This window comes from Pirellulales bacterium (genome assembly GCA_035533075.1).
Taxonomy (GTDB): domain Bacteria; phylum Planctomycetota; class Planctomycetia; order Pirellulales; family JAICIG01; genus DASSFG01.
In genome coordinates this window covers 1-14498 of record DATLUO010000030.1, presented here as the reverse complement: position 1 = coordinate 14498, position 14498 = coordinate 1, and the positions used below count along the sequence as shown (strand labels likewise).

Below are 14498 nucleotides of genomic sequence, written 5' to 3'. Positions count from 1 at the left end.
GTCACGGTGGTGGTGTCGGGCTGCCCGCTGGCGCCGGCGGTATTGCTGACCTTCCACGTCTGATGCTGGCACCGGCAGGAATGGTTGCTTCCGTCTGCCGTCCAAGCGTGGTGGCCGCGCTGGCGTCGTTCACGGAGATGCCGCCGACGCCGCCCACATTGGTCACGGGCGCGGCCGTGCCGGCATCGTTGGCCGTGACGGTGAGGCTGCCGGCCGAAACGGTCGTCTGCCCCTCCAGGCTCGCCTGCGTCGAGCCCCTCACGGTGGCTGTCGAAGTCAGGACCGCCACCCCGACCAAGGCGCCGGCCCCTCCGGTGACGGTCGGATTCAAGTTCTCCATCGACCTGGCCGTCACCTGAATGGCCTGCCCCGGCGCGGTCAGCGCCGCGTTTTGCAGGTAGGCCGAGGTCGTGCCGCCGATCGTCGTGCTGGCATCGAAGACGGCGGCGGCGGCTCCCAGGATCGCCGAGATGGCCGCCACGTGGGAGGTGGTCGTAATGGTCGGAGCGGAGGCCGCCGTGACGCTGATGGCGCCGGCGGCGGTGATGCTCGAATTGGACACGTAGGCCGACACGTTGTCATTGATCGCATTGTTGCCCTCGCCCAGGCCAACGGCGACGCCGACGCCGCCGCCGGACACAGCCAGAGACAAGCTGTAGGCCTGAATCACGGCTGCATCGCTGGCCGACAGCGTCACAGCCCCCGCGTGAATCGGCGCGCTGTTGGCGATGTAGGCGGCAACCGTGTTCGTCAACGTGTTGTCGGCGGTCAGGACGCCGGCCGCAACGGCGGCCCCCTTCCCAAGGGCCGCGGCGGCCGCCGCGGCAAACGTCGTGGCGTCAATCGAGGCCTCCTCGTCCGCCGTGGCCTGGAGGGTGCCCGTGATGATGTTGTTCGCATCGCTGAGATAGGCTGCGACGTCATTGCCGATCTCGTTATCGGCAATCGCGGCCCCGACGGCCGCGGCAAGTTCGACGCCGCCGCCAACGGAGACGGCCAGCGCTGCCGCTCCGGTGACGGCCTCGATCGAAGAGCTATCCGTGGCCTGGAGCGTGATGCTGCCGGCTTGAATGCCGGCGGAACCGTCACCGTCGACGGCGGCGGTGACGAGCGCGGCCATTTCATTCAGGGCATTCGCCCCCGCCCCGGCACCGGCCAGGCCGAGTCCGTCTGAACCGGCCAGGGCAACGGCGAAGGCGCCCACCAGGGCATCGATCGATTGAGCGGCTGTGGCGGTCAGATTGAGAGCGCCCGTGCCCGCGTTCACGCTCGCATTGATGATCTGGGCCTGGACCTGAGCGGCATTCTCGCTGCCGTTCTGGCCGATCAGGTTTTGCGCCAAGGCCGCGCCGATGGCCACGTCGACGCCGACCTCATCCCCCCCGCCGGCAGCCAGGGAGGCGCCGATCACGGTGGCCGAGATTTCCGGCTCCAGCGATGAGAAAGTACCGCTGTTCAGCGCAATCGTCACGGTCATGCCGGAGCTGCGGTCGGTCACCGACCACTCGGCGCCGGGCTGACGGACGGTCACCGCCAGGTCCAGTGGATTCGTGGACAATGGGAAACCGGCCTTGGCCAGCGTCGACTGGAGCTGTGTCAAGAAGGCAATATCCGGATCGGGCGTTCCCGCCTTGAACGTCATCCTCTGGCCGTTCACGGTGTCCGTTTCGTTGTTGGCAAGATCATGCGTCTGGCCGGCGTAATCGAGGTCGGCCGCGAACGCACTGGCGCCGGGCGTGGACGCCCCGGTTGTCTTCGTCAGCGACGTGTAGGTTGAAGGAACGGTCAAGCTTGCCGACGGACTGGACGAGCTGGCATTCGCGGTGATGTCCACGTCACCGTGCGCCGTCACCGCGCCGTTCTCGATCAGGGCATTGGTCTTGGTGAGAATGACGTTGGTGGCGTTGGCTCCCGCACCGCTCACGGCAATGCCGGAGTTGCCGGACAGCGCGACGCCCAGCGATGCCGCCACGGCGACCGTGTGGATGCCCGCCTGCTCCTGGGCAGCCAGCGTGATCGCACCCTGGCTGCCAACCTGCGGGGCGTTTTCAATCTCGGCCAGGACCTGATTGTCGATCTCGTTCGTGGCCAGCGCGACGCCGATGCTGACGGCAACGCCGGCCTCGTCGCCGCCATAGGCGGCGGCGAGCGACGCCCCCACCGTCACGGCCGTGATGAGCGAGGTGTCATCGGCCTTCAGGCTGATGTTGGCCGCTGTGATGCCGTCGGCACTGTTGCCATTTTCGTCGATATAGGCTTCCACCTCCATGTTGATCTGGTTGGTCGAGTTGGCCCCGGCGCCGCTCAGGCCCATGCCCACTTTGGAGCCGCCCGCGACCGCCCCGGAAGCCGCGACGACGGTCGCCGTAATCGTTTGCGAAGCAGTGGCGGTGACGCTCAGGTTGCCGCCCGCCGTGATGCTGGAGCTCAGTACGTACGCTTCGGTCTGGGCAGGCGCGGAGGACACGTTCAACGGCTGCCGCAGCGAGGGGTCGAAGTAATCCTGAGTCTGCAGATTGACGTCGCCTGTCTGAGCGGGGCCGAGGTACGTGTACACGTCGCCGGCGCCGACGCCCGAGGAGATCTCGACCGTCGTTCCCGGCGTCAGCCCATTGGGAAGATCGGTATCGGAGGAGTAGTCAGAGGGCGCGGGGGCATTCGGCTCGAAGCCGATGTAATTGCGGGCCAGGGCCACGCCGATTGAAGCGCCCGCACCGCCGTTGCCAGCAATAGCCGCGGCCAGGGAGGCGCCGACGATCGTGGCGCTGATGGTCGATGCATTGGCCGAAGCGATCGTGACGTCGCCCGTGGTGGCAACGCTGCTGCCTTGAAGGTACGCATTGGTCGTGGTGAGAATGACGTTGGTCGCTTCGGCACCGGCGCCGCTCACGGCCAGGGTCTTGGTGCCGGCCAGGCCGGCCGCCAACGACGCCGCGGCGGCCGTCGCGCTGATCGTGGCATTTTCCGTCGCGCTCAGGGTAACCGCGGCGCCATTGGCGTTAGCATCCAGCATAAAGGCGGCAACGTGGTTACGAATGTCGTTGTGAGCCAGCGACACGCCGATCGACAGGGCCCCGGCATTCTTGCCGCCGACAGTGCCGGCCACCGAAACGCCGACGGCCTGGGCCGTGATCGAGGACGTATCGGTCGCGGTGAGGGAGATCTTGGCGGCAGAGATGCTGCCGGTCGTGCTTTCGTAGGTGCCGGTCGGCCCGCCGACCACTTGCACGTTGGGGACGTTCGCGATATAAGCCTCGACATCGGTGGCGACTCGGTTCTCGACGTCGGCGCCGGAGCCGGCCAGGCCGATCCCCGTTTTGCCGCCCGCCGATATGTCCGCCGCCACCGCGGTGACGTAGGCCACAACGGTTTCTTGCTGGGCATTGGCGGAGAGCGTGAGATTGCCGGTCGCCGTGATGGTCGAGTTTTGCGCAGAGGCCTGCACCTGGGCCGGCGTCGGACGGTTGACGTCGCTGCCGGCGGTGTAACCAATGTAGTTTTGCGCAATCGAGGCGCCGACGGCGATGCCGGCCCCCGTCTCGCCGATGCCGAGGGCCGCCGCCACCGCGACAACGTGGGCCTCGATGTCCGAGTTATTCTGGCTGGTCAGGCTTACATCTTTCGAGGTCAGATCACTGTTCTTCAGGTAGGCGTTGGCCGTGGAGAGAATCACATTCATCGACTCGGCCCCGCCGCCGCTCACGGCCACGCCGTTGCTGTCGGTGCCGGCGGCGAAGGAAACCGACGCGGCCGCGGACTCGGCTGTGATCGTGGCGCTGCTGGTCGTGCCCAGGCTCACCGTCCCGATCGCGCTGGCCTGGGCATTGAGCAAGTCGGCACTGACCGTATTGTCGATGGTGTTGTTGGCGACGGACACGGCGATGGCCAGTCCGCTCCCATTAGCGCCTGCCGTCAACACGAGAACTGGCGCCGACGACTGTGGCTGTGACGGTCGAATTGTCGCCGGCCGAGAGAGTGAGATTCGGCGCTTGCACCGCTTTCGTGTTGCTGATGGCGGCGTGTACGGTCGTGGTCATCGTATTGATGGCCGCGGCCCCCGAGGCGGCCGCCGCGTAGGAGTTGCCCTTGCCGGACAAGGATGCGGACAGGGCTAGCCCTCCGGCAAAGGACACCACGGTGATCGTCGGAGTTGACGTGGCGGTCACATCGAGGTCGCCGGCGGCGCTGATCGTGGAGTTGTCGATGAACGCCTGAACTCCGCCCCCTCCCCCGGAGGTCTTGTCCTGGATGGTGTTTTCAGCCACCGACAAACCAACGGAAAGCGCCGTGCCGCTTTGATCCGCGCCGCTGCTGAGAGCACCGGCCACGGCGACGCCGCCGGCCACCGCGTTGATCGTCGATTGGTCCGTGGCCGACACGGTAACCGTGCCTCTGCCGCTCGTGGTTACCGAGCTGCCGTCGTTGATGTACGCCAGCACGTCCTTGTTGATGGTGTTGATGGTGACCGCGCCGGCGCCAGCCAGGGCCGCGCTGCCGCCGGTCCCCGCCCCCAGCGCGCCGGCGACCGCGCCGCCGATGGTATAGGCCTCGATGTCCGCGGTCGATTCGCCCGTCACGGCGACGTTGCCCAAAGATGTCACCCTGATGTCGGATAGGTAAGCGGTGACCGAATTGCTGATGTTGTTGAAGGCAAACGCCGCTCCGCCGGCGCCGGCCGCGGCTCCTTGTTGTTCTCCGTTCGATAGACCCACGGCGACGCCGCCGGCAACCGCGACAATTTTGGAATTGTCGTCATTCGCTGCCACCGACAGACTGCCCGCGGAGAGCGTATCCGTGCCGTCGCCGGTCACGTAGGCACTGACGTCCGCCGTGATCGTGTCGATGGCCAGGCCGACGGCGGCGGCCAACCCATAGGGCTTGGAACTCTGCTGCTTGGTCAGGGGGCCCTGGGTGCCCGGCGCCAGGCCGCCGGGGTTGTCAACCGCCACCGCGATGCCGGCGGCCACCACCGTGATGAAGGCCTGGTTCTCCGCCTGCACCGTGAGGGCGCCGCTGATGGTCGCATCGGCATCGCTCAGGTAGGCTTTCACCGTGGGATTGACGTCGTTATAGGCGATGCCGGCACCGATGCCGAGCGTACCGCCATAGGCAAGGCTGCCGGCCACCGTGATGACGGAGCTGGCATCGGTTGCCATGATGGCCAGGCTGTCCGCGGTGATCGGCCCGCCGCCGCTAACGTAAGCCTCGGTATCGGCTGTGATGGTGTTGTAGGCCACCGAGCCGGCTATGCCGTAACCCTGGCTGGCTCCCCCCAGGCCGGCGGCGATGGAGATGATCCTCGCGCCATTGGTCGCGGTCACCGCCACCGCACCCGTCACGTTGCTCAGGGTGGAGTCCTGGATGACGGCATCGGTCGTTGTTTGCACGATGTTCACCGTCGCCGCACCGGCCAGCCCGAGCGCGCTGCCCGATTTGGTCGATACGGCCGCTCCGCCCGAAACCGCGACGATCAAGGACGAATCAGCCGCGGTCACCGAAAGACCCACCACATGGGACAGGGTAAACTGGCTGATGTAGGCATCGGTGGTGTCGCTCACGTCGTTGTACGACACGCTGCCGGACGCCGCCACGCCAAAACTCTGACCGCCGGCAGCCTGTTGACCGCTGTTGGGAGCCTGCGGGATGAAACCAAGAAGCTGCAGGGCTTTCGCGGAAGTACCCGCCGGAGGCACGGGAGACCCTTGAGGCGCGGGCGAAGCATGCTTCACCGCGGCCGCCGCAAGCGTGGCCGTGACGAACAGGCCCTCGTTCGTCGCCTTGACGACGACCGCGTTGCCTGCGGTATCCAGGGAGCCCGGACTGGTGTTTGGGGGCCGACAGGTAATGGTCGGTGCCCGTGGCCACGGCGGCATTCAGCGTCTGTGCCGGGCCGCCGGGCGTGAGCGACAACGTGATGTCGGTAGGATCGACCACGGTGACGTAATAGGTGGTGCCGTCGGTCAGCCCGCCAATGGGCGTGCCGCCGCCGTCGTGGTAAACGACCGCTTGCCCGTTCTGAAAGACGGTGGCATCGGGCACCGAAATCTCGTTGCCGACCACGGTCGGGCCGGCCTGGAACGGCTTGGCGAGCGATTGCAAGCCGGAGGCCGTGGTGGCATCGAGATCGATGTAAACGCCGCTCATGGCGTTCGCCCGCGAGCTGGCCAAACGGATGATCTCGGGCGTGCTGGAGGTGCCGGCCGTCACGACAATCACATAATAGGCGTTCTCGTTGGCCAATCCGCCGATGTTGCTGCCGCCGCCGTCGTTGTAAAAGACCTGATCGCCCGTCACGAACCCAGCGTTGTAGCCGAGATTGATGGTCGAGACCGTCGTGGTTGCGCCGCCGGTTACGCCGGTTTGCGGGTCGATGGCGACGCGCAGGCTGTGCTGGGTGCCGCTGGCCGTGCTCGGATTCAGCGTGATCATCGTGCCGGCCAGGTTCGTCGGGTCGGTGGACAGCTCGATGTTCGTGTTGTTGACGACGGTGACGTAATACGTGGCCCCATTCGTCAAGCCGCCGATGGGATTGCCGCCGCCGGCGCTGTAAATGACCGCTTGCCCGGTGGCGAAGCCGTCTTCGTAGCCGAGGTCGAGCTGGGTGGCGTCGGTGCTGCTTACCGCCGTCGTCGGGTCGAAGATGGCCCCAAAGCCACTGCTCGTCCCGGCGGTTGCCGTCGGCGTGATGGCCATGATCTTGGGCGTGGGCAGCAATGCATCGGCCGACGTGGCCGCCAACTGGAAGGCGTCCGGGTTGCTGACGTCGGGCACGACGTAGTAGACGGTGTTGTTGGTCAAGCCGGGAATCACCGGGTCGTTCCCGGCGGAATAGTACACCGCTTGTCCCGCGCTGAAACCATCCACGTAGCCGACGTTGATGCTATCGTACGTGCTGGTGACGGCGCCCGTATAGGATTGCAGCGTGCTTTGGCCGCCGGTCAGGGAGTCGGTAACGGTAACCACGGCGCCGCTGATGATCCAGGCGTCAAGGCCCGCGTTGACCACCTGGGCCGACACCCCGTTGAGATTGTCGAGGGCCGTTTGCAAGACGGAAGCATCGGCGTTGTAGGCGATGGCGGCCGTTGTCTCGGGCGTGCCGTCGACGGTTACGGTCAGCGTGAAGGTACCGCCCGTGGCATTGTTGGACAGCTTCTGGGACCCGGCCGGGCTGAAGACCCGGCCGAGGCTGTCGCTGACCCCTGTGTTGCCCGTGGCATTCAGAGCGAGGCGCAGACTGCTGCCGGACCCCGAAGTGCCCGGGTCAGCGTGAGCGCATTTCCATTCTGGGCGTCGTCGGCCGTGCTGGCCAGTTTCACGTGGGTGGCGTCCACGCTGATCACATAATAGGTCGTACCATTGGTCAGACCAAAGAGGCTGCCGTCGCTGCCTGCGTTGTATTGCACCGCATCGCCGGTCACGAAACCATCGTCGTAGCCCAGATCGATGGTCTCAGCATCGCTGGCGAGAGCCAGGGAATCAAACGTCGGCTCGGTGTAAGTGAGCCCCTCGGCCGCCTCGTAAGCCCCCTCGGCCTCCGCCGCCGTGCGTCCCAGCGTGATCGTGGTAGGGTTGACGGTCCACACATAGTAGACGCCCCCGTCGCTCAGGCCATCGATCGCATCATCGCCGTTGTCGCTGTAGAGCACCTGGTCGCCGTTGGCAAAGCCGTCGGTGTAGCCCAGATCGATGGTATTCCGCGCCGCGTTGACCCCCGTATCGGGCGTGAAGGTGCCGCCGCCGAGCGTGACGTTCTGATTGCCGATGAGGGCCATAGTGTTACGGGTGATGTCGTTGATTCCGGCCGTCAGGCCGAAACCAAGGCTGGTGCCGATGCTCACCCCGCCGGCCAAGTTCACAATGAGGGGCTTATCATCCGCGGTGACCGTCACCGTGCCTGCGGCCGAAATGGTTGCCCCCTGGCCGATCTGCGCCAAGGTCGTATCGTTGACATACACGTAATTCGCCGCGCCGTTGACGGAGCTCGTACTCGATTTGCCGCCGGCAACCCCCAGGGAGACATTGTTGGTCAAGGTTTGTGCGTTAACGACAAGGTCGTACGCAGAGACCAGTGCGTCGGACCCGATCACCGCCCTGGCTGTGTTGTCATACTCCACCCCCGAGAGTGACCCGCCAATCCCGGTCGCATTGGCGCCTTGCTGTTGCACCGTTTTTGCCAAAGCTGAATCGAGGATTTGCGGGAAATTGCCGACCAGATTCGCCGTCTCGACATCGGTGATCGCCGTGACGCTCACATTTTGCGAGCTGGTGATGGGAGTGGTTGGAGTGGCTTGATTGATCAGCGCACCGGAGTCAATATTCGCTTCGGCGTCATCGGTCAGGTTCATGAGCGTTGCCGAAAGTGCGAAACCGGCTTTGTTGCCCGTGGCCGAGCTTTCGGTGAAGGTCGAGAAAAGTTCGCTGGCCCCCAGGTTGTTATTGCCGATTGCCTGCAAGATCAGCCCAACAATCTGGTCGCCTTCGGTGGAGGCGCCGTTCGTCGTGTCGAGTTTGCTCCAGGGAAGGTCGTAAGGGATCGACGTGCGGGCAGCCACGTCGATGTTGCCGCCGGCATTGATCTTCGCTCCACTGTCCACGGTGGCGGTCGAACGATTGGTGTACTCGCCCAGCGATGCAGAGATCGCGACAATCAGCGAGCCCGTCGCTGTCGGTTTGGCCGGATCGTTGAACTTGGCCGCCAGCCCCTGGGCTTGCATGACCGGTAGATCGATTACGTTGGCGTGGACCAGGACTTGCCCGCCGGCCTTGATCACAGCGGTGTCGCCGACCGTTGCCGTGGCCGTATTGGTATGGGTTCCGATCGCGGCTGCCATCACGCCAACGAATTTTCCCGTCGGTGCGTTCGGATCCGGTGCGTCCTTGTCGCCTTTCGCTTTTAGGGCTGCGGCAATCAGCGCGGCCACACCAGCCGCCGCGTCACCATTATCGGAAGCCACATCATTGAGCGTTCTGACGGTTTGTATGAACGTCGTGATGTTGTTGACGGTGTTGCTTCGCGTCGGTTGGCCGGCCTGAAACATTGCCGTCATGCTGTCTTTTGCGCTGAGCGACTCGGCCAGAATGGCGACGTCGCCTTTCGTCGCCGTAACCTGGCCATCGACCGTGGCCGTGGCCGTCGCTTGGTCGTCGGCATAAACAAACGATACGCCGAAAGAGGTGGTTTTGGCAGAATCTGAAGCCGACGTAGACATGTTCTTGACGTTCACGGCAGTAATACTGACGTCACGGGCCGCCGTGATCTGAGCGTCTGCTCCAATCGTGGTCGTCGCGATGGAAGTGGCATCGGTCACAGCGCCGGAGATCGAAGCAAATTGGCCAACCTTCGCTAACTTGGAGGCATTGATCGTCTTGGTGGTGATGCTGATGGAGTTGCCCGTCGTCGAGCTGAGGGTGACGCTGCCGATGTCGGAGGTGACGTTCCCTTCAACATCGAGGATGGCGGTGGCGTCGCTCCGGGCATAGGCAAAGCCAAACACAGGCCCAATCGTGAGGCCACTCGCCTTGGAATTGGCGAACGATTCCGCAAACACATCTCCGCCCGACGCCTCAATCGACGATCCGGCCGCCGACGTAATGGTGGCGCTCGCCTCGGAACGGCTGTAGCCGACGAGGAACCGAAGATTAATGAGGAAGTCGACGAGTGGCGCGGAGGCCTTCTGCAGAAACTCGCCCGGAATATTGATCCCGCCTTTGTTGTTTACGGGAGTTCCAAGGCCGAACGAGTCATTGTTGTCGGCGTTGGCAAGGATGTTGACATTTCGACCCTTGATGACCGCGGAAGGGCTGACCGTGATGGAAACGTCATCGGGGTTGTAAGACCAGGCGATTGCTTGCAGGTGATCGTAGGCGGACAAGGTGATGTCGCCGCCAAGAGTTTGAAGGCCGTCAACCTGCACGGTGATATTGCCGCCATTATGGAGAGAACTGCTTCCGGTCACGAAAGCGGTCGGTTCCGCGATTGTAATCAGGTCGCCATTCTTGTAGCCGGCGCCTGGCGAGCTCATGGTGATTGTCGCGTTGCCGCTGGTATCGGTGGTCACATCGACCGTGAGCCCCATCCCCAAGCCGTCGGTGGTGGTGGCAACGTTGCGGTAAACCATCCCAGGCAACCACAGGTTGTTGCCCGCCGGTGCGGACTGATTGTCGATGCCCAGGGGAATGCCCGCAGTATCCGTTGTATTCCTGTCGTCGTAGCTCAAAAGCTGCGCACCGGTGTCAACGTTGATGTTGGCGCCAATGAAAGTGATGTTCCCGGACTTGCCGGTGGATGCCCCGGAAAGACCGCCATTTTGTGTTTGGCGGGTGGAGAGAATCACATTGGCGTCCACGGTGACGGACTGACCGACTGTGATGTTGCCGCCTTCCGTGAAGACATCGCCGGTGAACGTGGAATCGCCGTTCACGAACAGGTTGGCCCCCATCGTGTTCATGAAGGAGAAGGTGGCGCCAGGCACCGTGATGGTTTGGCCTGCCCTGGGCAGGGAAACATTCAGCGGATCCCGGCAGCCAATGCAGCCGCACTGTAATCCCAGAAGGAGTTGGCGTCGGCCAGTGTCAGTTCCTGGGTGCCGGCATTCTGGCTCAGCGTCAAGTGGTCGTTGAAATCAGTCCCCTGCAACGTCACACCGGCAGCCGAGGTAGTCGCCTGGAGGGGTTGTTCGAGGCCTGCAAAAGTCGTTTGGCTGGCGTTCGGAAAAACCTGGTTCGCTTGCAGGGTGCCGCCGCCCGTGGCATCCGGTTCAAGGATGGCCAGTTGGCCGGGGCTGGCGGGGTTTTCGATGGCCAGGTTGTCGTCACCCCCGGCGCCGCCGTTCATCGTGCCGCTGATGCTGCCCCCGGCGCGCACGATGAAACCATCGTTCGTGTCGGCCGCGCCGGTCAGATTCGCAAATCCCGAGAAGGACACCGGCACCGTCACGGGAACGGACAACGTGAGCGTGGCGTTGTACGTGACTTGATCGATCATGCCCAAGTTACGGCCAGTGATTTCCCAGGTCGCCGCGGCCTGATCCGGCCCGAGCAAGGTGTTCGTTGTGCTGGTGGGGCCGATCACGTTCTGGATATTCAGAATGCCGCCTCCGATGCCGGTGGTCGCGGCTCCGGTACTGCCCAGGTTCACCGTCACGGCGGTGGTATAAGCCGAATAATTGAGGCTGCTGATGCCGATGCCGCCGTCGATGGTTCCGGCCACGCCCATGCCGTTGTCCAAGACGAATTGGTCGTTGCCGCCGTTGGCGACGAGGTGTTGAAACCTGGGCGTGCTGGCGGATGCGTTGTAAACTGTCGTGGTGGCATCCAGGGTGGTGTTGCCGCCGCCGCCATCGACGCCGTTCTCGCTGGCCCCCTGGGCGTAGACAAAGGTGTCGTTCTGATCGCCGCCGATGAGGGTGCCGACGTTGCTGAAATTGACGATGGCTGCCCCGTAGCCGCTCACCGATCCGGAATCGACACCTGTGATGTCCCACGTATGCGTAAGTCGTTGCGCCCGAGTGGTTTGCGGTACAATTCGTGACGGAACGTGGAAGGTTATTAAATCCTCGCCTCTGAGAAAGTGCATGGAGCACCGCAACTACCTTTCGTCGGTGTACGTCCATGCACGCACAAAGGACGCAGCCCCCCTATAACGTTTGATCGTGACCTCAACGGGAGCTAGCGTCACTATATCGATGAAACTGACCTTCCGCCTGCCAATTGCGATGAGAAACCCCTTCTTGCAGTAACTCGGCAGGGTTTTACATGAGAGGTAGACGTTTGTCGCACGCCCCTGCTTCAGCAACTTGGCAATGACGAAGACCAGCTTTTCGCCTTTCATCCGCTTCATGATGATGGCGAGTGGCCAGGGCTTGGTCCCATACTTCGTCGTGAACTCAGCTTTGAAATCGGCACCGTGGTCCTTCTGCCACGTCATGATCTCCGCAACCTCAGGTTGGCTACGGATGCCAAAAGTCAGTCCCAATCGCGTCCCAGCAAGTTGGGCCGAAATCAGTCGCGTGTCCGTGCATGGATGCTTTGGCCAGGGAGGTCCAAGTTCATCGAAGAAAACGCGACTGCCATTTTCGTTCTGGTAGTAAAAGACTCGCTCCCCACAGACGGGGCATCTTGCATCCGGATTGACGAAGCATGCCGCAACTCGTCGTGTTTTGGTGAATTCGGGATGTTTGGACTGCGCCGGAGGTGGTGTGTAGCTGTAAGATGCCCGACTCCAATCGTCCCGATGCACGGTCGTCTCCGACACCCAATGTTGGATGCCGCTTTTGCTGGTGCGCCAGTAACCGTTGCGATTGAAATGTGTCATGATCACACTCGAAGCAGACGCCGGAATTGTAGCCGTCGGCGCTCGGTTCACGCCTCGTTCGGCGTGCCGTTTCTGCCTAGCATAGCGCTTATCGGACGGGCGAGCCAGGAAATCTGCGGGAATGCGGACGGAACGTCCGCCGCGGTTCAATACGTGAGTGAAGATCATCGTCGCGCGGACATCCCTGTGACCAAGTAGCTGGCGGACGAATCAAGCAATGCCCAGAGCGCACCGGGCCGACACCCCGACGCTCGGAACGCTAGGGATGGAGTTCAATCGCCCGCCTTGCAAGTGCCCGAAGATTCCCTACAAACTGTGCCATCTCCATTTTTGTGTGGTCGAGATTGACGCCCTGGCGCTTGTGAGCCAGTTCGTTTCGGAGCCGGGTATAAACGGTCTCCATTTCTCCTGGCTGCGCACGGGGGCGGCCGCTCTGAGTTTGTTGGACTGCGGGTTCTTCCTGGATGATGAAGGCGTCGACCTGCGCTTGCTTGTCGTTATAGAGCATCATCAGGATATTGTAGAGATGCATAAACTCTTCGACGGCGCCGACAGAGAGGCGCGCAGAACGAAACAAGGCATAATTGCGTTCGCCAGGCGGCGACGCCTGTTCGAGTTGCGCCCGTAGTTGGTTATGGTCGATACCGAGGACCACCTTGGCCTCGCCGCTCAGATAAAGAGTTACGACGCCTGCGGCGACCACTACACCCGGCTGCTGTTGAACGGGCGTGAGTGCGTGACCGGTCTCTCTCGCATGGTCGATCGACACTTGGCGAGCAAAGGCGATTCTGTTTAAGGCCGCGGTATTGACCTTCGTTGCCAGCGCAATCCTGTCAGCCTCGGTGGCCACGCCATCAAGATAGACCGTGCTGACGATCGTGTCGCCAGAGGCGGGTGCTTCGATCGCAACCTTTTCGACAGCCGCCTCGTTTGGGTTGAATTCAAAGGACGGAAATGTCAGGCCATTGCCCTCGATTGCGGCGCGAAAGTTTACTGCTCCCTTGAACATGAAATGGCCCTCGAAACACCTGAGTGGACTGACGACGCCAATTTACGGGATCGTAGCGTCAACGTCTAGGCTGTAGGCAGCCCGCAGTCGGGTTCGAGGCGTGGTGCAGGTTTCAAAGTGATATCCGCTCGACGGGGACACGAAAGGGGGCGGAAGTCGTAAAGACGTTGTGTCGTTTCGGCCCCCGCCCTTTCCAGCCTGACAGGCCGTCAGGCTGGAAAAGTCTGACCGATCAAAGCGGGGCATTTTCGCGCCGCACTATTTTTCCGTTGGCAGAAAATGGCGGACGAAGTCGCGAAAGTGGTCGATCAGGCGCCGAAGGCAGTCGCGCATGTGGTCGGTATGCTGATTGCCGCCGCCGCAGGCGGCGGTCAGGGCGTCCACGCGCAGCAGGAGCTTATCGAGCTCGCGCGCGAAGCCTTTGGCTTCACTTCGAATTCGTCGCCGCGCTGACCATGCGCCGTCCTTGTCGCCCGCTTCCGCCGCCTCTGAGTTTTCGCCGCCTTCCAGTTCGGCGGCCTCGCGCAAGGTGCGGGCACGTCCCTGGCGCGTGGCTGCGAGCGCTCGGCGTTGCTCCTCTTTGGGCCGCAGGAATGGGGCGGCTCTGGCGGCGTGCTCCGGCCCCGCCGTGAGTCATGGCAAAGTCCAGTCCTCGACCTGAAGTCCGGTCACTCTGGAGAATTCGTTCGTGTTGTGGGTCGCCACAGTCAGGCCATGCTGCAGCGCAATGGCTGCGATCATGGTGTCGTTCGGACCAATCGGCATGCCGCGTTTTTCCAGGTCCGCGCGGATCGTTCCGTAAATATCAGCCGCCGCATCGTCGAACGGCAGGCTGACCAGAGACGCAAAGAAAACGGCCAGGGTCGCCAGGTTGGCTGTTGCTCGCGATCCCTTGCGAGCACCATAAAACAGTTCGCCCTTGACCACGGAACAGAGTCGTACGTTGTTGGGCGCCGTAGCCGTGAAGCGCCGGACGACATGCTGATTCCGGTTCCGCAGCACCTCGACGCAGGTGTTCGTGTCAAGCAGATAGACGCTCAAAGTTCCTCGCGCTTTTCGAAGTCGCCCTCGTAGCCGGCCTCAAAGTCGCCCTCCCATGCTCCCACGACCCGGTCCAGGAAGTCCTGCGGCCAAGCGTCCGCGGTCGCGATTTCGGCAGGCGCTTTCTCGGGTTCG

9 protein-coding genes and 1 pseudogene are annotated in these 14498 nt (G+C 63.2%); all 10 read right to left on the bottom strand.

The features are described 5' to 3' along the window. Position 1: 1 nt before the first annotated feature. The gene (locus tag VNH11_03295; GenBank protein ID HVA45389.1) at positions 2-3832 is read right to left on the bottom strand and encodes a hypothetical protein; all 3831 of its coding nucleotides are present in this window, start codon (positions 3830-3832) and stop codon (positions 2-4) included. A 67-nt stretch (positions 3833-3899) separates the two neighbouring features. Beyond that, entirely contained in the window at positions 3900-5558 is a 1659-nt protein-coding gene (locus tag VNH11_03290; protein ID HVA45388.1) for a hypothetical protein, read from the bottom strand. Next, on the bottom strand, positions 5482-7047 hold the full coding sequence (locus tag VNH11_03285) for a hypothetical protein (protein ID HVA45387.1): 1566 nt from the start codon (positions 7045-7047) through the stop codon (positions 5482-5484). The genes VNH11_03290 and VNH11_03285 overlap by 77 nt, the downstream gene beginning before the upstream one ends. Before the next feature lie 170 nt (positions 7048-7217). Further along, positions 7218-10472: a hypothetical protein gene (locus VNH11_03280; protein ID HVA45386.1), complete on the bottom strand. Its 3255-nt coding sequence runs from the start codon at positions 10470-10472 to the stop codon at positions 7218-7220. 35 nt (positions 10473-10507) lie between these two features. Next, positions 10508-11452 (bottom strand): hypothetical protein, encoded by a 945-nt coding sequence (locus VNH11_03275; protein ID HVA45385.1) that lies wholly within the window; start codon positions 11450-11452, stop codon positions 10508-10510. A gap of 135 nt (positions 11453-11587) precedes the next feature. Continuing rightward, positions 11588-12313: a hypothetical protein gene (locus VNH11_03270; GenBank protein ID HVA45384.1), complete on the bottom strand. Its 726-nt coding sequence runs from the start codon at positions 12311-12313 to the stop codon at positions 11588-11590. A 105-nt stretch (positions 12314-12418) separates the two neighbouring features. After that, positions 12419-12520 (bottom strand): annotated as a pseudogene (locus tag VNH11_03265) (integrase). Between the two features lie 52 nt (positions 12521-12572). Then, positions 12573-13322, bottom strand: a complete 750-nt coding sequence (locus VNH11_03260; GenBank protein HVA45383.1) for a hypothetical protein — start codon at positions 13320-13322, stop codon at positions 12573-12575. A 258-nt stretch (positions 13323-13580) separates the two neighbouring features. Further along, complete coding sequence (locus tag VNH11_03255; protein HVA45382.1) at positions 13581-13850, bottom strand: hypothetical protein; 270 nt, start codon at positions 13848-13850, stop codon at positions 13581-13583. Between the two features lie 105 nt (positions 13851-13955). Continuing rightward, entirely contained in the window at positions 13956-14363 is a 408-nt protein-coding gene (locus VNH11_03250; GenBank protein HVA45381.1) for a type II toxin-antitoxin system VapC family toxin, read from the bottom strand. Positions 14364-14498 lie beyond the last annotated feature (135 nt).